The organism is Caballeronia sp. SL1002 (assembly GCF_057814995.1).
This window is the reverse complement of record NZ_JBYMUW010000005.1, coordinates 1235334-1257306: the sequence shown is the minus strand read 5'-3', so window position 1 is coordinate 1257306 and position 21973 is coordinate 1235334. Positions and strand designations below refer to the sequence as shown.

The 21973-nt window shown below is 62.6% G+C and carries 19 protein-coding genes; 10 read left to right on the top strand and 9 right to left on the bottom strand.

Annotated elements, in window-relative coordinates; all coding sequences use genetic code 11:
* Positions 1-677 precede the first annotated feature (677 nt).
* From otnI to AC3D25_RS29970, 4 genes are all read left to right on the top strand, one after another.
* Positions 678-1475: a 2-oxo-tetronate isomerase gene (otnI, locus tag AC3D25_RS29985; RefSeq protein WP_488892105.1), complete on the top strand. Its 798-nt coding sequence runs from the start codon at positions 678-680 to the stop codon at positions 1473-1475.
* A 12-nt stretch (positions 1476-1487) separates the two neighbouring features.
* A complete protein-coding gene (denD, locus tag AC3D25_RS29980) occupies positions 1488-2450 on the top strand; it encodes a D-erythronate dehydrogenase (RefSeq protein WP_488892104.1) in 963 nt (320 codons plus the stop codon).
* Between the two features lie 233 nt (positions 2451-2683).
* A complete protein-coding gene (locus AC3D25_RS29975) occupies positions 2684-3757 on the top strand; it encodes a DedA family protein/thiosulfate sulfurtransferase GlpE (protein ID WP_488892194.1) in 1074 nt (357 codons plus the stop codon).
* Between the two features lie 14 nt (positions 3758-3771).
* Positions 3772-5568 carry an FAD-dependent oxidoreductase gene (locus AC3D25_RS29970; RefSeq protein WP_488892193.1) on the top strand — a complete coding sequence of 599 codons (1797 nt, stop codon included), beginning with the start codon at positions 3772-3774 and terminating at the stop codon, positions 5566-5568.
* Between the two features lie 23 nt (positions 5569-5591).
* Here AC3D25_RS29970 and AC3D25_RS29965 read toward each other — a convergent pair whose 3' ends face one another.
* The 3 genes from AC3D25_RS29965 to AC3D25_RS29955 form a co-directional block, all read right to left on the bottom strand.
* Positions 5592-6800, bottom strand: a complete 1209-nt coding sequence (locus AC3D25_RS29965) for a PepSY-associated TM helix domain-containing protein (protein WP_488892103.1) — start codon at positions 6798-6800, stop codon at positions 5592-5594.
* 187 nt (positions 6801-6987) lie between these two features.
* A complete protein-coding gene (locus tag AC3D25_RS29960) occupies positions 6988-8394 on the bottom strand; it encodes a heavy metal sensor histidine kinase (RefSeq protein WP_488892102.1) in 1407 nt (468 codons plus the stop codon).
* Complete coding sequence (locus AC3D25_RS29955) at positions 8391-9062, bottom strand: heavy metal response regulator transcription factor (RefSeq protein WP_488892101.1); 672 nt, start codon at positions 9060-9062, stop codon at positions 8391-8393. The genes AC3D25_RS29960 and AC3D25_RS29955 overlap by 4 nt, the downstream gene beginning before the upstream one ends.
* A gap of 196 nt (positions 9063-9258) precedes the next feature.
* Between AC3D25_RS29955 and AC3D25_RS29950 the strand changes: the two genes are divergently transcribed.
* The 3 genes from AC3D25_RS29950 to AC3D25_RS29940 are packed head-to-tail and all read left to right on the top strand — an operon-like array spanning position 9259 to position 11304.
* On the top strand, positions 9259-9852 hold the full coding sequence (locus AC3D25_RS29950) for a cytochrome b/b6 domain-containing protein (RefSeq protein WP_488892100.1): 594 nt from the start codon (positions 9259-9261) through the stop codon (positions 9850-9852).
* Positions 9853-9855: 3 nt separating this feature from the next.
* Positions 9856-10638, top strand: coding sequence for a molybdopterin-dependent oxidoreductase (locus AC3D25_RS29945; RefSeq protein ID WP_488892099.1), 783 nt, complete (start codon positions 9856-9858; stop codon positions 10636-10638).
* Positions 10639-10689: 51 nt separating this feature from the next.
* Positions 10690-11304 (top strand): hypothetical protein, encoded by a 615-nt coding sequence (locus tag AC3D25_RS29940; protein WP_488892098.1) that lies wholly within the window; start codon positions 10690-10692, stop codon positions 11302-11304.
* A 74-nt stretch (positions 11305-11378) separates the two neighbouring features.
* Here AC3D25_RS29940 and AC3D25_RS29935 read toward each other — a convergent pair whose 3' ends face one another.
* The 4 genes from AC3D25_RS29935 to AC3D25_RS29920 form a co-directional block, all read right to left on the bottom strand.
* A complete protein-coding gene (locus AC3D25_RS29935) occupies positions 11379-12929 on the bottom strand; it encodes an NADH-quinone oxidoreductase subunit M (RefSeq protein ID WP_488892097.1) in 1551 nt (516 codons plus the stop codon).
* Between the two features lie 413 nt (positions 12930-13342).
* Entirely contained in the window at positions 13343-13732 is a 390-nt protein-coding gene (locus AC3D25_RS29930; RefSeq protein WP_488892096.1) for a tautomerase family protein, read from the bottom strand.
* Between the two features lie 50 nt (positions 13733-13782).
* Positions 13783-14199, bottom strand: a complete 417-nt coding sequence (locus AC3D25_RS29925; protein ID WP_488892095.1) for a MarR family winged helix-turn-helix transcriptional regulator — start codon at positions 14197-14199, stop codon at positions 13783-13785.
* 27 nt (positions 14200-14226) lie between these two features.
* Positions 14227-15267 carry an FUSC family protein gene (locus AC3D25_RS29920; protein WP_488892094.1) on the bottom strand — a complete coding sequence of 347 codons (1041 nt, stop codon included), beginning with the start codon at positions 15265-15267 and terminating at the stop codon, positions 14227-14229.
* Between the two features lie 130 nt (positions 15268-15397).
* On the opposite strand from AC3D25_RS29920, the gene AC3D25_RS29915 reads away from it, so the two are divergent.
* A complete protein-coding gene (locus AC3D25_RS29915) occupies positions 15398-16852 on the top strand; it encodes an NAD-dependent succinate-semialdehyde dehydrogenase (protein ID WP_488892093.1) in 1455 nt (484 codons plus the stop codon).
* Between the two features lie 854 nt (positions 16853-17706).
* Here AC3D25_RS29915 and AC3D25_RS29910 read toward each other — a convergent pair.
* The gene (locus AC3D25_RS29910; RefSeq protein WP_488892092.1) at positions 17707-19116 is read right to left on the bottom strand and encodes an aminotransferase-like domain-containing protein; all 1410 of its coding nucleotides are present in this window, start codon (positions 19114-19116) and stop codon (positions 17707-17709) included.
* Positions 19117-19455: 339 nt separating this feature from the next.
* Here AC3D25_RS29910 and AC3D25_RS29905 point away from each other — a divergent pair, with 339 nt between their 5' ends.
* A complete protein-coding gene (locus tag AC3D25_RS29905) occupies positions 19456-20328 on the top strand; it encodes a manganese catalase family protein (RefSeq protein ID WP_488892091.1) in 873 nt (290 codons plus the stop codon).
* Positions 20329-20385: 57 nt separating this feature from the next.
* On the opposite strand, the gene AC3D25_RS29900 is transcribed toward AC3D25_RS29905, so the two are convergent.
* Positions 20386-20754 carry a hypothetical protein gene (locus AC3D25_RS29900; protein WP_488892090.1) on the bottom strand — a complete coding sequence of 123 codons (369 nt, stop codon included), beginning with the start codon at positions 20752-20754 and terminating at the stop codon, positions 20386-20388.
* 165 nt (positions 20755-20919) lie between these two features.
* Between AC3D25_RS29900 and AC3D25_RS29895 the strand changes: the two genes are divergently transcribed.
* Entirely contained in the window at positions 20920-21969 is a 1050-nt protein-coding gene (locus tag AC3D25_RS29895; protein ID WP_488892089.1) for a hypothetical protein, read from the top strand.
* Positions 21970-21973 lie beyond the last annotated feature (4 nt).

Sequence of the window (21973 nt, the reverse complement as noted above, 5' to 3'; positions counted from 1 at the left end):
AGTAACCAAAGAAAGCAGCGTGACCGTCTAAGTGTCCACCACGAACCGTAACCGGGAGTGGTGCGCAAGCTGATTCGGCCATCGCACCACACTACAAAGTGGAGCCGCTCATCCACCCCCGCAGGCACAAAGTGCCTGCCGGAACGGCATAACTGAAAAGTCAGCGCCAATGACAACGGCAATGCCGAAGCCGAAGCCGAAGCTAAAGCTAAAGCTGAAGCCGAGTTCGAGGCGAGCAAGGCAAACCAAAGACCGACGGTTTTTGATGTGCCCGTCGTCCTCGCGTAGCGAGGATGGAGCTGACCGGAGCTGTGCCAAAGCGAACGAACGCGAGTTAGCCGAGTCAGCCTGCGCGCCTATCTGCTAGGTTATTCGTGGTGGACACTTAGGCGGACAAGCTGCTTTCTTTGGTTACTTTCTTTGCAGCAGCAAAGAAAGTGACTGCTGCCGCGCATAGCGGCGTGCTAATAGACCTACATGAAAGCAAGTTCACAGAAAGCCTAAGCACACACAAAAGCAAGCGGCGCCAGCAAAACCAACCTCGCCGCCCTGGACAGGGGCGTCACTAATGGACCAAAGAGAGAACAAGTTCCCAGAAGACGCCCAAGATTCCAGAACACTTCCACCGGGCGCCAGCAACCCGAAATCCTCCAACCCCTGCTAAGGGAGCCAACCCCATGCCGCGCTTCGCCGCCAACCTATCAATGATGTACACCGAGCACGCGTTCCTCGACCGCTTCGCCGCCGCGGCGAAGGACGGTTTCAAGGCCGTGGAGTATCTTTTCCCCTACGATTTTCCGGCAGCCGACATTCGCCAGCGCCTCGACGATAACGGCCTCGTACAAGCGCTCTTCAACGCGCCCCCCGGCAACTGGGCAGCGGGCGAACGCGGCATCGCATCGCTGCCAAACCGTGAGGACGAATTCCGCCGCACGCTCGATCAAGCGCTCGAATACACGGCCGCGATCGGCAACAAGAAGCTGCATGTGATGGCAGGCCTGATCGCGCCTGAGCAGTCGCGCGAAAAGCATCGTGCGGTGTATCTGAAGAATCTCGCCGCGGCCTCAAGCAAGGCGCAATCGGCGGGCGTGACCGTCGTGATCGAGCCGATCAACACGCGCGATATCCCCGGCTTTTTCCTCAATCGCCAGGACGATGCGCAAGCCATCTGCGATGAAATCGGCGCGCCGAACCTGCAAGTGCAGTTCGACTGCTATCACTGTCAGATCGTCGAAGGCGATCTCGCCGTGAAGCTGAAGCGCGACATGCGGCGTCCAAACGCGGGGATCGGCCATATTCAGATCGCGGGCGTGCCCGACCGCCACGAGCCGGACCTCGGCGAACTGAACTATCCGTACCTGTTCGAACTGATCGATACGCTCGGCTACGACGGCTGGATCGGCTGCGAATACCGGCCGCGCGGCGCGACGTCCGACGGCCTCGGCTGGCTCAAACCCTATCTGCAAACCGTTTAAGGCGCATTCACCATGAAAATTCTCATCACCGGCGGCGCCGGATTCATCGGCCAGCGCGTTGCGCGCCGGCTCCTCGAACGCGGCACGCTGAACGGCGCGCCGATCACCGAACTCGTGCTGCTCGATGTCGTGCCCGCCGCCGATTTCGGCGATAAGCGTGTGCGCGTGGAAACCGGCGATATCGCGGACCGGGCGCTGCTCGAACGCGTGATCGACACGGAGACGTCGGCGATATTCCACCTCGCGGCCATCGTGAGCGGTCAGGCGGAGGCGGATTTCGATCTCGGCATGAAGATCAATCTCGACGCCTCGCGTCTCTTGCTCGACGTCTGCCGCGCGCGCGGCCACGCGCCGCGCGTGCTGTTCACGAGTTCGGTTGCGGTGTACGGCGGCACGATGCCGGACGTCGTCCGCGACGACACCGCGCTCGATCCCCAATCGTCCTACGGCACGCAAAAAGCCATCGCGGAACTGCTTTTGTGCGACTACACGCGGCGCGGTTTCGTCGATGGCCGCGTGCTGCGCCTTCCGACCATCAGCGTGCGGCCTGGGCGGCCGAACGCGGCGGCGTCGTCGTTCGCGAGCGGCATGATTCGCGAGCCGCTGAACGGCGAACGCGCGGTGTGTCCGGTCGATCCCGCCACGCGCGTCTGGCTTTCGTCGCCGGGACGCGCGGTGGAATCGCTGATCGCGGGCTGCGAACTGGACCGCGCGGCGCTGAACGGCCGGCCGGTCATCAATTTGCCGGGCTTGTCGGTGAGCGTGCGCGAAATGGCCGACGCGTTGCGCGACGTGGCGGGCGAGGACGTCGCGGCGCTGATCGACTGGCAGCCGGACGCGCGCATCGAGCGCATTGTCGGAAGCTGGCCGGGCGCGTGGGACACCGCGCGCGCGACGCAACTCGGCCTGACCGGCGACGCGGATTTCGCCGCCGTGATCCGCGCGTTTATCGCGGAGTCGCGCCCGGCCGAATAACGCCGCAAGCGCGCTTTTTATTCTCCCCCGACGCCCGCGAGCCTTGCTGCGCGGGCGTTCTCGCGTGTGCCGCGATGATCTGGCGAATCCGCGCTACACTCAACTTTCGACGCGTCGCGCCGCGCACATTTGACGCTCCCGCGTCACCCGTCGCCGCTGGCGAATTAAGCGTTTCGCGTATTCCCCTTGTCCAACCTCCAGAAACGCCGCTGCGCGTGCGGGAGATTTCGATGCTGCTGCATGACCTCGTCGATCGGTACGGCCCGGCGATCGTCTTCGTGAATACTATGGGCGCGGCTCTCGGGCTACCCGTGCCCGCCATGCCGACACTGATCGTGGTCGGCGCGTCGATCCAGATGATGGCGGTGGGCGCGCATGGACACTGGCCACAGTTGCTAGGCGTTCTGTGCATGGCGGTCGCGGGCGGCGTGCTCGGCGACCTCGTGTGGTTTCAGGGCGGCCGCCGCTACGGCGACCGCACGCTGAAGACGCTCTGCAAACTGTCGCTGTCGCGCGATACCTGCGTGAAAAAGACCGAGCGCTTTTTCGGCCGCTGGGGCGTGCGCGTGCTGCTAGTCGCTAAATTCATCCCCGGTTTGTCGCTGGTTTCCGTGCCGCTCGCGGGCGCGATGGGCGTGAAAGTGCGCGCGTTCATGCTCCACGACGGCGCGGGCATCGCGCTGTGGGCCTCGGTCGGGCTCACGCTCGGCGTCGTGTTCGCGGCGCAACTGGAAATGCTCTTCGCGATGATTTCGCAACTCGGGCGCGAAGCCGTGCTCGTGGTCGCCATTGCGCTCGCGGGTTATGTCGCTTACCGCTGGTGGCGTCGGCGCGCATTGATGGCGACGCTCGAAAAGGCGCGGATCAGCGTGGACGAACTGTATGCGCTCATGAACGACCAGCCGATGCCGGTCGTGTTCGACATCCGTTCCGCCGAAAAGCGCCTGCTCGATCCGTTCGTCATCCCGGGCGCCGCTTTCGCCGACGAACGCGAATTGCAGAAGATCATCCAGAACTACGCGCCGTCACAAAAAATAGTTATTTATTGCTCGTGCCCGAACGAGGTGTCGGCGGCGTGGATGGCCAAGACGCTGCGCAACGCCGGTTTCAAGGACGTCGTGCCGCTCACCGGCGGCCTCGACGCGTGGCGTCTGGCGGGTCTCAAGCTCGAACCCCTGACGGATCTGGGCGACGAGCTGCCCCCCGATTTCGACGAAATGGCGGCCATGTGCCCGTGGCCCGTGAAGGCGGCCGGACACGGCGCGTCGATGCAGCAAGCTGGTTTCTCACACGGAGATCGCGCATGAGTACGGGTTTCAACATGGGCCTCGAGAGCGACGCGGCCAGGGCGGCCGCGCAGGTGTGGACCGCGGAGACGTCCGAGCCGGTGCCGCACGACGATCCAAACGTGGTGTCCGGCGGCGCGGGCGTTGCGCCGACCGAGGAAGCGCCGTTCTCGCCGCTCGAAATGCGCGGGCATCAAATGTTTCCGCGTTTGACCGCGCCGGAAATCGAGCGGATGCGCGCGTTCGGCACGGTCGAGCGCTGGAAAGCGGGCGCGTCGATGTTCAAGGTCGGCGACGTGGGACGCGGCATGGTCGTCCTCTTGAGCGGGCGCGTGCGCGTGACGCGGCGCGACGGCATCGGCCACGTGCATTTGATTATCGACCAGACGCCGGGCCACTTTCTGGCCGAGGTCGCGCAGCTATCGGGCAAGCCGTGTCTTGTCGATGGCGACGCGCTGGAAGACGTCGAAGCCATCGTGATCCCGCCGGACCGGCTGCGCGCACTGCTCGTGGCCGAAGCGGAACTCGGCGAACGCATCATGCGCGCGCTGATTTTGCGGCGTGTCGGGTTGATCGAAAAGGGCAGCGGTCCGGTGCTGCTCGGCCAGTCGAGCGACGGCAAGCTCGTCGCGCTGCAAAATTTTCTGCGGCGCAACGGCTATCCGCATACCGTGGTCGATGCGTGTACGGACCCGGACGCGATCGCGCTGCTCGAACGCATTTCGGCGTCGAAGGCGGATTTTCCGCTGGTGATCTGTCCGGACGGCACCGTCTTGCGCGCGCCGGACGAAAACAAGGTGGCGTCGCAACTGGGCTGGCTGCCCGACTTCGATCCCGCGCATGTCTACGATGTCGCGGTGGTCGGCGCGGGTCCGGCCGGGCTCGCGACGGCGGTTTACGCGGCGTCGGAAGGCTTGTCGGTCGCGGTGTTCGATTGCCGCGCGCCGGGCGGGCAGGCGGGCGCGAGTTCGCGGATCGAAAATTATCTCGGCTTTCCGACCGGCATTTCGGGCCAAGCGCTCGCCGGGCGCGCGTTCGTGCAGGCGCAGAAATTCGGCGCGCATATCGCCATTCCGACCAAAATCACGGCGCTCCATTGCGATCGCACGCCGATCGAGATCGAGCTCAATAACGGCAAGCGCGTGGCGTCGCACACGATCGTGATCGCGACGGGCGCGGCATATCGGCGGCCCGCGATCGACGGGCTGGAGCGGTTCGACGGGCGCGGCACGTTTTATTGGGCGTCGCCGGTCGAGGCGAAGCTTTGCAAGGATGCGGAGGTCGTGCTCGTCGGTGGCGGCAATTCGGCGGGGCAGGCGGTCGTTTATCTCGCCTCGCACGCGGCGCACGTCCATCTGCTCGTGCGCGGCGCGGGGCTGGCGGCGAGCATGTCGCGGTATCTGGTGGACCGGATCGCGTCGCTGCCGAACGTGACGCTGCACACGCACACCGAAATCACGTCGCTGTCCGGCGACGACCGCAGCCTGACAGGCGTGCATTGCAAGACCAGCGACGGCGCGGCGTTAAACCTCGCGACGCGGCATCTGTTCCTGTTCACCGGCGCCGATCCGAACACCACATGGCTGCAAGGCTGCAACGTGAACACCGATTCCAAAGGCTTCGTGCTGACGGGGCCGGAAGCCCACGAAGGTTATACGGACCGCGCGCCCGCGCTGGAAACGAGCGTGCCGGGCGTGTTCGCGATCGGCGACGTGCGCTCGGCATCGACGAAACGCGTTGCGGCGGCGGTCGGCGAAGGTGCGGCGGTCGTCGCGCAGATTCACGGCGTGCTCGCCGCGCGGCAGGAACTCGCGGTGGACGTGGTGCGCTAAACGCCGCGTGGATTACGCGTGATTCAGGCGCGGCCCGCCACGGCGCGCGCGTCGCTGGTCGAACGGCGGCGCGCGTGCGCTTTCTTCAGCCAGATCATCAGGCCAGTCACGCTCAGCATCGCGACGATCACGCCCATCGCGCTCATCAAGATGCGCCCCGGCAAACCGACGATCCGCCCGGAATGCAGCGGAAATTGCGCCTGCATGAAGATGTCGCCCGCGCTGCCTTTGCCCGGAATCTGCGCACCTTCCTGCTTGCCGGTCACGCCGTTCCAGTAGGTCCACGCGTTGCCGAGGCCGGTATCGCCGTGATCGTGGCCCGCTTCGAAAAATCCCACGCCGTAGCGCTTGAGCATCGACGAATAAAACAGCGCGCCGGCCGGCGCTTCGATACCGTCACGGCGCGCGGCGTCGGTTGCGAGCGTAACGATGCGCTCGCGGCCGAGGTCCGTATCGCCGGGCTTCGGCATGGCGAGCAGTTCGGGATGGGTGAACGGCGTCGGCGTCAGCGTCGAGAACGCGTTGACGATCGGATTCATTACCGGGTCGCGCAGGTTCATCGACACCGACGTCACCGCGATCATCAGCAGCAGCGCCCAGACCCAGACGCCGCCCGAGCGGTGCAGGTCGAAGGTCAGCGGATAGCCGCCGCGCTGCACGCGAAAACTGAACGACTTGCGCCACGCGCGCCGGCTCGGAAACGACAGCACGAGCGCGATGAAACAGTCGAAAAACCACACGATCCCCACGATTCCCATCAGCCACGTGCCGATATCTATCGCGCCCGTCATCGGCAGATGCAGCGTGTAGTGGAGCTTGTAAAGGAACGGAATCAGATTGAGCGGCGCGAGCGACACCGCGCCCCACTGGCGGCGCGACTGGATTTCACCGGTCGCCGGATCGAGCGCGATCTGGTTATAGCCAAGGTCGTAGGGAAGTTGCGTCGCCGGATTGGTGCGGCCTTGCACGAACACTTGCAGCGTGTGGCCGGGTTCAGTCCCGAGCGGCAGATAAGTGACTTCGAGACGCGGTTCGCTCGCTTCGAGGCGGCGAGCGATTTCGAGCGGCGGCAGCGCGGGACCGTTCGTGCGCGCCTGGAAGAAAGCCGGGTTCAGCGCGCCGTCGAGTTCGTGATCCCACGCGATCACCGCGCCCGTCGATCCGGCGACAAACAAAAACAGCGCGATCGCCAGTCCGAACCAGCGATGCAGCCGCACAAGCAGTGGTCTCATAAAACGTCAGGTCGAGCACTCAGGCCACGGCGGCGCTTTTCATCTGCGCCGGACGTGAAACGAGCTTTGTCAATAGGAATGATTCGCATTCTAAGGACGCAACGCCGACGAGGCAAGGTATTTGTAAATTGCCGCTGGGTTTTATGGCATTTGCAAATTCACATGCGACAAAATGCCGCATCTACGCTCAACGCGGATTGCCGAAGCGCAGTGTGAACGCGATCCACCCGTCCGGCGAACACACGACCGATACCGTGCCGCCGTGCAGCCGCATGATCGCCTGCACGATCGAAAGTCCGAGACCGCTCGATTCCGTAAATTCGCTGCGCGCGGTGTCGCCGCGATAGAAGCGGTCGAACAGGCGCTGCAGTTCGTCTGCCGCGACCGGCTTCCCCTGATTGCCGATCACGACCGTCGCGCCCTCGGCATCCGCATGACCGGACAGACGCACGATCGTGCCGGGCGTCGCGTATCGGACGGCGTTCACGACTACATTGCTGATCGCACGCCGGCACATGATTGCATGTGCAACTATCTCGCCTCGGGCATCGACTTCGAAACCGATCTGCCGCTCATCCGCTATGCCTTCGAAATACGTGGCAATCGTTTCCAGTTCCGTGCGAAGGTCGAGCGGCGCGCGTTCGATCGGATGCCGGTCGTGATCGGCTTGCGCCAGGAACAGGATGTTTTGCGCAATCCGCCCGAGCCGCTCCAGTTCCTCCAGGTTCGACTCCATCACGTTCCGATACTCGGGCGCGCTGCGCGCCTGCGCCAGCGTCACCTGCGTCTGGCCGATCAACACGCCGATCGGCGTGCGGACTTCGTGCGCGAGATCGGCGGAGAACTGGACGAGCCGCTGATAGCCCGTTGCGAGCCGATCGAGCATCGCGTTGAACGACTCCGCGAGACTGCGCAATTCCGCGGGTACGTGAGCGGCGTCGAGACGCGTGGAAATTCTGTCCGGCGTGATCTCGGCGGCCCGCTCGGCCATGTCGCGCAGCGGCTTGAGCGCGCGGCTCGATACCGAGTAGGCGAGCAGCGCCGTGAGCAGCACGGCCGCGATCACCGTGATCCACACGCGCTCCAGATACGCCGACAACACGTTAGCCTCCTGCGTCATCACGTGCGCGGCGATAATCTCCACCACGTCGCCGGTCTCGCCCACGCGGGCCTGAGCGACGATCCAGCGCATCCGTACGCCATCTTTTCGCTTGCCTTCGTACAGCGCATCGAGCGTGACCCGACGCGACACGGGCACCGGTTGCGCGGATGGCACCGGCATCTGCTCGGGATTCACGTTGATGAAGGGCGCCGAGCCTGCCTTGCGGAAAATGATGACGTCCTCGCGGTCGCCGAGCATCGTTTCAAAGAGACGCGGACGCGTTTCGATTTCGTTGACCGTGTAGAGATCGTGCAGCAGCGAGCGGAAATGTTCGACGCGCGCAATCAACTGATAGTCGGCGCGCGTCGCGAGCGCGGCGCTGGTTGCGTGATACAGCGACGCGCCGACCATGCTCACCACCGCGCACACCATCAGCGCGAAAAGCACGGTGACGCGCGTCACCAGCGACGTCGAACGCCATGCCTCGCTCAAGGATTTTCCCCGAACGAATAGCCGATACTTCGCACCGTGTGGATCAGCTTGATGTCGAATGGTTGATCGAGTTTCGCGCGCAGTCGCTTGATCGCGACGTCCACGACGTTCGTGTCGCTATCGAAATTCATGTCCCACACTTCGGATGCAATCAGCGTGCGCGACAGCGCTTCGCCCTGCCGTTTGCAGAACAGATGCAGCAGCGCGAACTCCTTGTTGGTCAGCGCGATATCCGCGCCCTGACGCGTCACCTTGCGGCGCAGGACATCGACATGCAGATCGGCGATTTGAAACGTATCCGATTCGCGCACGACGCCGCGCCGCAGCAGCATGCGGATGCGCAACACGAGTTCGGTGAACGAGAACGGCTTTACGAGGTAATCGTCCGCGCCGAGTTCGAGTCCGTGAATGCGGTCGCTCACGTGATCGCGCGCGGTCAGAAAAATGACAGGAAGGTCACGCTTCGCGCGCAGCGCCGACATGATTTGCCAGCCGTCGAGCCCGGGCAGCATCACGTCGAGCACGATGAGTTCGTAAGGATGCGCGAGCGCCTGATGCAGGCCATCCGTGCCATTGCGGGCGAGATCGACCTGATAGCCCGATTCGGTCAGGCCTTTCTTCAGATAGTCGCCGGTCTTGCGGTCGTCTTCGATCACCAGGATGGTCATGCTCGTATCACTCAGCTCAACTCGCTTCAATGAGCGCATTCTATCGAGCGGCGTGACGTCCACCGCGAAAATGACAAAAAAGTCATCGTCGGGTCATGTGCCTAACACTGCCGCGACTCTAAGATCCACGTCATGGTTCGAGACGGCATGGCGGAATCGCGTGCCGCTCGTATTCGTTCTCTTTCATGAGGATTCGATGAATCAACGCACAGTTCAGCCCGCATGGGTCCGCGTCACGCACTGGGTCAACGCGCTCGCCGTGCTGGTGATGGTGACGAGCGGCTGGGCGGTGTACAACGCGTCGCCCATCTTCAGCGGGTTCAGATTTCCGCCCGCGATCACGCTGGGCGGCTGGCTCGGCGGCGCGCTGCTCTGGCATTTCGCGGCGATGTGGGTGCTGGTCGCGAACTTTATCGTGTACGTGTCGCTCAATCTGACGTCGGGACGCTTTCGCCGCAAGCTGTGGCCGGAGAGCGCGGCGAGCGTCGTGCGCGATCTCGTCGCGGCGTTGCGCGGCAAACTCGCCCACGACGATCTCTCGCATTACAACGGCGTGCAGAAACTCGCGTATCTCGCGGTGATCGTGGATATCGTGATCGTGATCTTGTCGGGCCTTGCCGTCTGGAAGTCGGTGCAGCTTCCGCTGCTGCGCGATGTGATGGGCGGCTACGACAACGCCCGCGTCGTGCATTTCTTCGCGATGAGCTTTCTCGTCGCCTTTTTCGTGCTGCACGTCGTGATGGTCGCGCTCGTGCCGCGCTCGCTGCTTCTGATGATCCGGGGACGCTGAACGATGTCGATTCGAAAGATTTTCTCGGGCGTAACTGGAATGGATGCGGAAAATATCATCAAGGATGCACGGCGCGAACTGCAAGCGCCCGCCCGCCGCCTGTTCGGCAAACGCATTCTCACGCTCGGCGGCCTCGCCATGCTGTCAGGCTGCGATCTGACCAACGACAAATCCGTCAACGCGATGCTGCGCAAGATGTCGTCGTTCAACGACGACGTCCAGGCGTTTCTCTTCGATCCGAACAAACTCGCGCCCACGTATCCCGACTCGATGATTACGCGGCCGTTTCCGTTCAACGCGTTCTACGACATCGACGATGTGCCCGAAGTGGACCCCGGCACTTACCGTCTGCAAGTCGGCGGACTGGCGCGCGGCAAGCGTGTGTGGACGCTCGAGGAACTGCGCGCGCTGCCGCAGGAAAGCCAGGTGACGCGGCATATCTGCATCGAAGGCTGGAGCGCGATCGGCAAGTGGGGCGGTGTGCGTTTCGCGGATTTTCTCAAGCGCTCCGGCGCCGATACGATCGCGAAATATGTGGCGTTTCACTGCGCCGACAACTATTCGACGAGTATCGACATGCCGACCGCGCTGCACGCGCAAACGCTCCTGACGCTGACTTACGACGGACAAGTCCTGCCGCCGAAGTACGGCTTCCCCATGAAACTGCGCATGCCGACCAAGCTCGGTTACAAGAACCCGAAGCACATCGTCGCGATGACCGTGACGAACGATTATCCCGGCGGTTACTGGGAAAACCAGGGCTACAACTGGTTCGGCGGAGCTTGAAATCGCCCGCGAGTTGGCCCGTTTTATCCATCATTTTCTTCTGGAGACGCTATGTCATTTCAACTGAAACTCGGTGCATCCGTCATTGCGCTGGCGCTCGCATCGTCGGCTTTTGCACAGACGCCCGCAGCTAAACCGTCGCGCATTCGCGGCGAAATCGTCTCGCTGTCGGGCGATACGATGACCGTGCATCGGCGCAGCGGCGACACCGTGACGATCAACGTCAAGCAGGACGTGCCGGTCTCGGCCGTCAAGAACATCAAGCTCTCGGAGATCAAGCCCGGCTCGTTCGTCGGCACGGCGGCGACCACCGGCACGGACGGCAAACTGACCGCGACCGAAGTCGTCGTGTTCCCCGAAACCGCGCGCGGCACGGGCGAAGGCCACTACGCGTGGGACCTCGGCCCGAACAGCACGATGACCAATGCCAACGTCGATACCGTCGTTGACGGCACGAGTGGCCGCGACCTCAAGCTCTCGTACAAGGGCGGCAGCAATTCCGTGACGGTCCCGGAGAACGTGCCGGTCGTCACCTTCGCGCCGGCTTCGCGCGCGGACCTCGCGGCGGGCAAGAAGGTGTTCGTCGTGGCGAACGCGGCGAACGGCGGCGCGTATTCGGCGCTGCGTGTCGTGGTCGAGAAGGACGGTGTCGCGCCGCCGATGTAAGGACGGCTCGCCGCAAACGAAAACGCCCGCCGGTCGTTCGACCGGCGGGCGTTTTTCGTTGCTGTCAGGCGCTATCAGGTGGGTTCGTGCGCGCTTGGCGTCGCGTCAACGCCGCGTACATGCAGCGTCTGCGTGGGTGCGTCGTCGTCGGCGGGTTCCTTCGTGGCGTCGGCCTGTTGCAACAGGTGTACGGCCGACGCTTCGATCGCGTCCGTGAGCGGCTTCGGATAGACACCAACGACCAGCACGAGCGCCGCAAGCGCACCAAGCATGGCGAATTCGCGGCGGCCTAGATCGGCGAGCATGCTGACGCGCTCGTTGCCAACCGGACCGTAAATGGCGCGCTTGTACATCCAGAGCGTGTACGACGCGCTGAGAATCAGCGTGAGGCCGGCCAGTCCGCCGATCCAGAAGTTAAAGCGCACCGCGCCCATGATCACCATGAACTCGCCGACAAAGCCCGACGTGCCCGGCAGGCCGACGTTCGCCATCGAAAAGAGCATGGTGAAGACGGCGAACTTCGGCATCGTGTTGGCGACGCCGCCGTAGGCGTCGATCGCGCGCGTGTGCATGCGTTCGTACAGCATGCCGATGCAGAGGAACATCGCGCCCGAGACGAAGCCGTAAGAGATCATCTGGACGATCGCGCCTTCCAGTCCGATCTGGTTGAAGAGGAACAGGCCGAGCGTGACGAGCCCCATATGCGCGATCGACGAGTACGCGAGCACGCGGCTCATGTCGGTCTGCGCGAGCGCCACGAGGCTCGCGTAGATCACGGCGATCAACGACAACACGATGATGACCGGCGCGAAGAAGTGGCTGGCGTCGGGCGTGATGGGCAGCGAGAAGCGCACGAAACCGTACGCGCCGAGTTTCAGCATGCCGAGCACGACGGATGCGCCCGTTGGCGCTTCGAGGTGGACTTCAGGCAGCCACGTATGAATCGGCCACATCGGCACCTTCACCGCAAACGCCGCGAAAAACGCGAGAAAGATCATGACTTGCGGCACGAACCCGAGCGGCAGCGCCTGCCATGCGGCCATGTCGAACGTGTGCGACTGCTGATAGAGATACAGCAGCGCGAGCAGCATCAACAGCGAGCCGAACAGCGAGATGAAGAAGAAGCGCAACGCGGCGTGCACGCGGTTCGTGCCGCCCCATGCGCCGATCAGCAGGTACATCGGGATCAGCGTGGCTTCGAAGAACACGAAGAACAGCATGCCGTCGAGCGAGGCAAACGCGCCGATCATCAGTCCGGACAGGAACATGAACGAAGCGAGATATTGCGCGACGCGCTCGGTGATCGCGTTCCACGAGGCCACGACCACGATCAGCGTTGTGAACGCGGTGAGGACCGTGAGCCACATCGAAATCCCGTCGATACCGAGGTGGTACGAGATATCGAACGACGGCAGCCACTCGACGCGTTCGACGAACTGCATCGCGGCGGTGTGCTGGTCGAACCCGCTGACGAGCGGAAGCGTCAACAGCAAACCGACGACCGCGCCGGCCAGCGCGAGCCATCGCGCGGGTTCGGGATTGCGGTCGCTGCCGACCCGCAGGATCGCGACGCCGAAAAGAATGGGAATCCAGATTGCCAGACTGAGAAGCGGAACGGAATGCATTGCGTAAAGAGACCTTGGAGACCTTGAAAAGACCCGGTATGCGGCACGGCGCGAAGCTTGGAAATGAAAGCGAAGTGTCAGACTAAGGCGGTTGTATCGGGCTGTCTTGCCTGGATTTGGCGTCGCTGTAAGCAAACCAGACCGCCCCATATTGCCTCTACCCCTGTCTCGGGGTTAACGAGGATAAACCGAGTGAAAATGTTTTGCAGCGCAACATTTTTGAAAGCTGCGCTGATTCGCCGCAGAGGCTTATCCACAAAGTGTTTGCGCGGGATCAGAAAACGATGCGGATGTGCGGTCGCAGAAGATTTTGACGCGAAATCGGCCCGATTCAGGCCGATTTGCGATGTGCTCGGACGAGGCGAATAGCAGCTGGAAAACATTACGCAAATGCTTTCTAAAAGCTTTCCATGTCAATGGTGGTAGCGGAATTCCTGCGTGAGGCCGCCGTATCCATACGACGCGGCGCGCACGTCCTGAACATAGATGTAGCTCTCCTCGTGCAAGTTGCCGAGGATGTGCTCGAAGCCCTCGAAGGCTTCTTTTATGTAGCGCGCCTTCTCGTCTTTGGTATTGGTTTCGTCGGTGATCTTGATGTCGAAGTAGAAGCTGTTTTTGTTCTGCTCGCTCAGCAAGTGTCCACCGACTACCCAGGCATCGTGATCCACGAATTCGATAGCGATGGCCGTTACTTCGCGCTTCTTGCCGAGCACGCGCGTGGTCAGGTCGAGCAACATTTCGGCAATCTCATGCGTCAGTTCCGGCGACTTCCTGGCGCTGACCTTGACATTGAGAATAGGCATGATCGGTTCTCCAATTTAGTTAGCTATGCAACTATAAGAACAAAAAAAATTCAGCTAAGACCCGCCCGAATATTTTTAACTTTCGACACGGTGTCCTCGAAGTGCGCCGCGCCGAGTTTCTTCTTCAGACGCCGCGTGACCTCGCCGCTCGCCGCGTTCAGTGCGTCCTTTATCGCGATGGCGGCATCCGACGGATGAATGGCGGACTCGCGACCGTCACGTTCCGTGGACCACCGTTCGATCAACCCGAGCTTCTCCAGTCCATCCAGCGTGCGAGTCGCGGTAGGCCGCGAAATAGCCAACCCTTCCGCCAGTTCGCTTTGCAGCATGCCCGCGCTACCGAGAATTGCGCGCAACATGAAGCCTTGCGATGGTGTCAGTCCAAACGGTTTAAACGCCTTCGTCCACTCACGTTCCAGAACGCGAGCGAGGGCTGTAGTGTTGAAGTAGAGGCATTGATCGAACATGAAACGATATTAGTCAAAAGTAATTCGCTATGCAACTAGTTTTTCGGCGGCGGCGCGTTCGGGCTGCAGCGTGACGAGCATTTCATCGAGATCCTGCACGATCAGTTTGAGCACGAATGGCAACACGGCGCTCTGGTCGGCGGATCCTGGGAGCGCGGCGATCTGCGCGCCGAAATCGTGCAATGCGCGCGCGGCACCTTCCATTGCGATTTCATCGAGCGTGTTCGCTGTCATTGCTGCGGCGATGGTTTCGTAGGTCGTCAACACGTCGTCCCAGCGAAGCCGCTCGCGCAGATGTTCCGCGAGCGAAGGCGAATGCGTCAGCGCCTGCCCGAGAAACAGCGTGTCGCGATGGAGGCGACGCAGCAGCGGAATCATGCGGTCGATTACATCGCCCTTCGTGCGGCGCACCGGCACGATGATGTGTTCCCGGCCGGCTTCGATCATCGCATCGGCGAGCGTTTGTTCAAGGTCCGTTGCGCGGCGGTTCAGCGGTTCGCCGCGCGCGGTATCGGCGGGATGCGTCAAGTAAAGTTCGAGCAGTTCGCGCAGCAGGCCGAGCAATTCGGCCGCGCGTGTGTGCGCGATCCGCACAGCGCGGTTAGGCAGCAGGAACGACACGACAAAGGCCGCGCCCGCGCCGATCAGAATTTCGAGCACGCGGTCGATCGGGCGTTCGAATGCGGGGCCGCCAGTCGATGGAATCAGCACGACGATCACGAGCGTCACGCAAGCAAGCCGCAAGCTCGGCCGATACGCGGTCAGCGCGGCAAGTGGAACGAGTGCGATCGCGAAGACCGCGAGCGGTGGCGCGCCATGCAGCATCGCGACGATTCCCGCCACGCCGACCACCGCGCCAATCCCCGCGCCGATGATCTGGTCGCGGGCCGCGCTCAGCGCCTGGTTGAGGCTCGGCTGCGTCACGACGACGAGCGTCGTGATGACGGCCCAGTACAACTCGGGCAGCGACGCGAGTCTCGCCGCGCCGTAGCTCAGCAGGCAGCCGAGGAGCGTGCGGGCGCATCGGCGGAGTTCGGCTGGGCCGAGATAAGGTACGTGTAGACGCATCGTGGAAGTAAGCAGCGAAAAGGATGATGGTGCGCTCGATTATCCGCGAGAGCGGCTTCGGCAAGCCATGTGTGATCGCGTTACCATCATAGGTTCACGGTCTTGGCCGCATTTGCAAGGAGCTATTCGCATGAGCAACAACAGCACACGCACGTTTCCCGCTTATCCCGACACGAAGCTCTATATCGACGGCGCATGGCGCGCGGGCTCGCGCGACGCGGCCGTCATCAATCCCGCCAACGAAGCCGAGATCGGCCGTCTCGCGATGGCCGGCGAGGCGGATCTGTCGCAAGCCGCCGAGGCCGCCGCGCGCGGATTCGACACATGGCGCAAGGTGTCCGCGTTCGATCGCAGCAAGCTGATGCGGCGCGCGGCGCAGAACTTGCGCGACCGTGCCGAGGACATCGCCGCAATCATGACGATGGAGCAGGGCAAGCCGCTCGCCGAAGCGCGGGTCGAAACGCTAAGCGCCGCCGATATCATCGACTGGTTCGCGGAAGAGGCGCGCCGCACGTATGGACGCGTGATTCCGTCGCGCGCCGACGCTGTTCGCCAGATCGTCACGCGCGAGCCGGTCGGTCCGGTCGCCGCGTTCACGCCGTGGAATTTCCCGATCAATCAGGCCGTGCGCAAGGTATCGGCTGCGCTCGCGGCAGGCTGTTCGGTCGTGCTCAAGGGACCGGAAGAGACGCCCGCGAGTTGCGCCGCGCTCGTGCAGGCCTACGTCGATGCGGGATTGCCGGCCGGCGTGCTTAACCTCGTGTTCGGCGTGCCAGCCGATGTGTCGAAATATCTGATCGCGCATCCCGCGATCCGCAAGATTTCGTTCACGGGTTCCACTCCGGTCGGCAAGTTGCTGGCATCGCTCGCGGGCGAGCACATGAAGCGCGCGACGATGGAACTCGGGGGCCACGCGCCCGCGCTCGTCTTCGCCGACAGCGACGTGCCGCGCGCCGCGAAGATGCTCGCGACGGCCAAGTTCCGCAACGCGGGACAAGTGTGCATTTCGCCGACGCGCTTTTTGGTCGAGGCATCTGCTTACGATGAATTCATCGAGCATTTCGTCGCGACGGCGAGTGCGGTGAAGGTCGGCAACGGTCTCGACGACGGCGTGCAGATGGGTGCGCTCGCGAACGGGCGTCGTCTGGAGGCGATGGAGCGTCTTGTCGCCGATGCGGTCGAGCATGGCGCGAAGGTTCTGACCGGCGGTCAGCGCGTGGGACGTGAGGGCTTTTTCTTCGCGCCGACCGTGCTCGCGAATGTGCCGCTCACGGCGCGCATCATGACCGAGGAACCGTTCGGTCCGATCGCGCCGGTGTCCGCGTTCAACTCATACGACGAAGCGATCGCCGAGGCGAATCGTCTGCCTTATGGGCTTGCCGCTTACGCGTATACGCGTTCGGGGGCAACGTCGGCGGCGGTTGCTAACGATCTGGAAAGCGGCATGGTGTCGATCAATCACCACGGGCTTGCGTTGCCGGAGACGCCGTTCGGCGGGGTGAAGGATTCCGGTTATGGGTCGGAAGGTGGGACCGAGGCGATGGACGCGTATCTTGTGACGAAGTTCGTCAGCGAGCATCGGTGAGGGGGGCGCTTGGGCTTTTGTTTGCCTGCGCTTTTTTGGCAACCTGCTTTCGCGTAGGTTTATAAGCGATGCCCCTATCGGGGCGGACAGTTGGGTTTGCTAGCGCTTTTGCTTTTGTCGGTTAGCGCTTCTTGTGAACCTGTTTTCGTGTGCGTTTATTAGCGATGCCCCTGTCCGGGGCGGGACTTACTTTCTTTGCTGCTGCAAAGAAAGTAAGCAAAGAAAGCAGCGTGACCGTCTAAGTGTCCACCACGAACCGTAACCCGGAGTGGTACGCAAGCTGATTCGGCCATCGCACCACAAATCAGAGTGGAGCCGCTCATCCATCCCGACAGGCACGAAGTGCCTGTCGGAAAGGCATAACCGAACGAGCAAAATCAAACCGACCGAAGGTTTTAGAAGTTCCCAACGTCCGAGCGCAGCGAGGTCGGAACTAACAGATGCTGTGCCAATACCGGCAATGCGTACGCTAACCTGATCAGCCTGCGCGCCTATCCGGCTAGTTATGTGTGGTGGACACTTAGACGGATAAGCTGCTTTCTTTGGTTACTTTCTTTGCAGCAGCAAAGAAAGTGACTGCTGCCGCGCATAGCGGCGAGCTAATAGACCTACACGAAATCAAGTTCCCAAGAAGCGCTCGAGCATCAGACGGTGTAACCCGCCCACCCTGTAAGCCGCCCACGGCGCCAATCCCCGTGCTGCTTTCTTTCTTTGGTTACTTTCTTTGCAGCTAGCCAAAGAAAGTAACTGCTGCCGCGCATAGCGGCGAGCTAATAGACCGACACGAAAGCGCGCTTCCAGAAACCGCAAGCGCAAAAGAGCGAACAACGAGCGCAAGCGCGAGAACCCCGTCCTCAACGCGCAGCCCGTGCCCCCATATGCTCAAAAAACCGCACTGCCCGCGGGTCATCGGTATGAGCCGAATTAATCCGCACGTACGCGCTCGTCTCCCCGCCCGGCCGATAATAATTCCCCGGCGCGAGCGTCACGCCGAACTTGAGCGCCTCGTCGACCAGCAGCGCTGAATCGTCGATACCCGGCACGCGTGCCCACACGAAATACCCGCCGCTCGGCTCTTCAAAAACCTCCCAGCCCGACGTCTCCAATCGCTGCACGGCATCCGACAACGCATCGCGCACGCGACGGCGCAGCCGCTCCAGATATTTCCGGTAAGTGCCGCGTTCGAGCAGCGTCGCGGCGACGCTCTCCGCGAATCGCGTGCCGCCTAGGCTCGTCAGTACTTTAACGTCGGCTAACTGTTTCACCAGATCCCGGTTAGCCGCCAGATAGCCGATCCTGAGCGACGACGACAGCGTCTTCGACAATCCGCCTACATAAATCACGCGATCCAGTTGATCGAGCGACGCAAGCCGCTGCGTCGGCACGCTCTGGAAATCGGCATAGATATCGTCTTCGACAAGCGTGAAGCCGTACTGCTGCGCGAGTTGCAACAGACGAAACGCGACTTGCGGCGCGACGTTGGTCGCGGTCGGATTCTGGAACACAGTGTTGACGAAGAACAGCTTCGGTTGCACGTGCTTCAGCAGTTCGGCGGCTACGTCCACGTCCGGACCGGTTGCGAGCCGGGGAATACCCACCAGCTTCACGCCTTGCAGCTTGAGCAATCCGAACAGGTTGTAATAGCCGGGATCCTCGACAAACACCGTGTCGCCGGGTTTCAGCATGAAGCGCACGACGAGATCGAGCGCCTGGCTCGCGCCGGTCGTGACCAGCACGTTCTGCAGATCCGCGCCGATCCCGAGCATGTTGAGCCGCAACTGAATCTGATGGCGCAGCGCCGGATCGCCGTGCGGCACCGCGTAGTCGATCACGCTCTTCGTGTCCACGCGCGACGCCTGCCGGATGGCCTGCGTGATGCCGTCCACATCGCGCCACGTCTCGGGGATAAACCCGCCCGACAGTTTGAGCGTCTCGCCCGGATAGTTGAATTGCTGCAGGATCTGGCTCGATTCTTCCTCGGCCAGACGCGGATCGGATGCGCCTGGCGCGCGTCCCGCTTCATCGACGTGGCCGGCGACGTAGAAGCCCGAGCCGTGTTTCGGCTGGATCAGGCCGAGCGAAGCCAGCCGGTCATACGCTTCGATCACGGGGAAGCGGCTGATGTGCTGGTCGGCGGCAAGCTGGCGGATCGACGGTAGTTTCGCGCCCGCGAGCACACGGCGCGCGCGAATCTGCGTCTCGATCTGGCTCACGAGTTGTTCGGTCAGCGGCACGCCGGTACTGGCGTCGATGTTGAGATGCATGCGGTGTCGGTCAAGTGTCAGCGATAAATCACTGAACAGTCTGGATCAACTGTTCGGGACTGTGCATCCCGCCTATTCGAACCTATCCCAATATTGGCGTCAATGCGAATTCGTCCGGACGCGGTCATTCGGCGCACTTGCGCCGGGGCGGGCACAGCACATGCGCAAAGAGGGGTAAGTCCAACGTTTGCCCGCCAAAGTTAATTCCCGCTTTGAGAACCGAGCGCCTCCCCTTGGAGGAGCGTTTCGCCCATGTCAGGCGAAATGCCGCCCGGTGCAGTTTCGACGGATGCGCGCATTTGCGCCCGATCCGCCGCTCATCTGTTCAAGGAGAACTCGATGTTCATTCACAACAAGCGCCTCCAATACACCGTCCGCGTTGCCGCCCCGAATCCGGGCCTCGCTAATCTGCTGCTCGAGCAGTTCGGCGGTCCGCAAGGCGAACTCGGCGCGGCGTGCCGGTATTTCACCCAGGCGGTGGGTGAAGACGACGCGGGCCGCAAGGATTTGCTGTTCGATATCGCGACCGAAGAACTGAGCCATCTGGAAATTATCGGATCGATCGTCGCCATGCTTAACAAGGGCGCGAAGGGCCAACTGGCTGAGGCCGTCGAAAGCGAGGCAGAGCTTTATCGAGCGATGACCGGCGGCGGCAACGACTCGCACACCACCTCGCTGTTATACGGCGGCGGACCGGCGCTCACGAATTCGGCGGGCATTCCGTTCACGGCGGCCTGCGTCGATACGATCGGCGAACCGACCGCGGATCTTCGTTCGAACATCGCAGCCGAAGCGCGCGCCAAGATCGTGTACGAACGGCTGATCAATGTCACCGACGACGCCGGTATTCGCGACACACTCGGCTTCCTGATGACACGTGAAATCGCTCACCAGAAGTCATTCGAGAAGGCACTGCACGCGATCCAGCCGAACTTCCCGCAGGGCAAGCTGCCCGGCGTGCCCGCCTTTACCAGCGTGTACTACAACATGTCGAAGGGCGAAGGCGAGACGCGCGGGCCCTGGAACGAAGGCGGTGACTGGGAATTCATCAATGATCCGGAACCCGCCGTGGACGGCGGCGACGGCCTGGCGACCGTGGGCGTGAGCGGTGCGGATATCGAAGTCTTGCAGGCCATGGCGGCCCGCACGGCATCGGACGTTACGTCCGACCCCAAGACCGGCGCCGACCTGGGTGCAGGTCAAGCTGTGTAACCGCGGAAAATTGCCATTAACGCGGGGCGGTGTGCGACACACACCGCCCCGCTTTTTTTACGCCTTCTTGCCGCGCCGGCGCGGCTTCGGCTCTACGCCGATACGCGGATCCCGCGCCATCACGAGCGCGCTCATCCGTTCCGCGATGGCCTCGAAAGCGGGATCGTCCTGCTCCACGTACAGCCATTTCCCCAGCACCGGATGCGGCATCAGTTCAGGCATTTCTTCGACCAGCGCAGCGTGCCGGTCTCGCGACGTACACACCAGCAGGCCATTCCACGGCGCGTCGCGATCGGCGGCGACGAGACACAGCAAGCCGTCGATATACGCCGCGTCGCAGCCGAACATGCGCTTTTGGATAAAACTCGGATCGCGCTCGAACGCCTCGAAGATCCAGACGAGCGAATTGCGGACGGTCGATGGCATCGGCGTTGAATCCTTGGGCATTGGGAGTGGAAACGTTGATGTTTTTACTATACCGAACGCCCAGCGTTCGCGTCCCGACCCTATCGATCTTTCAAAATGCCGCCCACATCTGCGTCCTTTTCGTGTCGGCGGACGATTCGCCTAATCCAATCGAGGGAGTCGCGGATGCACCACTATGCGCAGCGTTGGGTGCGGCAAATCTGGCGCATCGGCCTGTTGTTGCCGGGCGCGTGGCTCGCGGGTTGCCAGAGCACGGGTCTCGTCGTCGAGAGCGTCAACGCCTACAGCAGCCGATACGGCCCCGGCTCCGACCTGGGTAATCCAATCGCGAACGGCGACGGCTTCATCCGCGCGATGACCCCGCCGGGCAGCGCATGGCACGTCATCTATCGCTTCACGGACGGCGCCGTGTGGGACACCGACTTTCTCGACGGACCCACGTGGGATTCGCACAACTTCGACAAACCCGGCGCCGCGATCTCCTACTACACCGGCCACGGATTTTCGACGCCCTACGACGAAGTCCCGGTCCATCGCTGCACGAGTTCGAGCCAGTGCACGAATCCGCCTTCGGGTGCGTCGCTGCCCGGCGTCTGCAAGGCGGCGGGCGGGGCGAATTTCGCTCCGGGTGACTTGCCGCGCTGCGTGTATTACTCGGATCGCATTCTGGCGGTGAACGGCGACAACGATCAGGCGAACGGCGCGGTGAACTACAGCGCGGGCGCCGTGGCGTGGGGCGAGAGCTCGTCGTCGGGCGGCTGGCGCAATGCGGGAACGGACGGCGGCACCAATCTGGTGATCCTCGACGCGAGCCTCGGCGTCCTGCCGACCTTCTGGGTCCGGCAAACCGTGCAGGCGATGGCCGGCGCGCACATGCTCGCGACCATTATGCCGGTGACCGGCGATACCGCGATGGTCGCGGATCGCGGCGGCCTGTTCGGCGGCGGCTGGGCGCAGAACCCGGACGGCGCCGTCTCGACCGCGTGGCTCACCACGATGAATTCGATACCCGGCAGCGGGATCAACGGCGGCGGCTGCAACTTCGTGATCGCCTACGACAACACGCCGGACGGCGCCGCGCGACATCTGACCGAGAACTGGACCGACTTGCAGAACGACAGCCTCGATGCCAAGGGCAGTCAGTTTTACGCCGCGCGATGGCTTTGCAACTGGCCATCGACCATCACCGATAGCTCTATTTTCGAATTGAAGTGAGGGT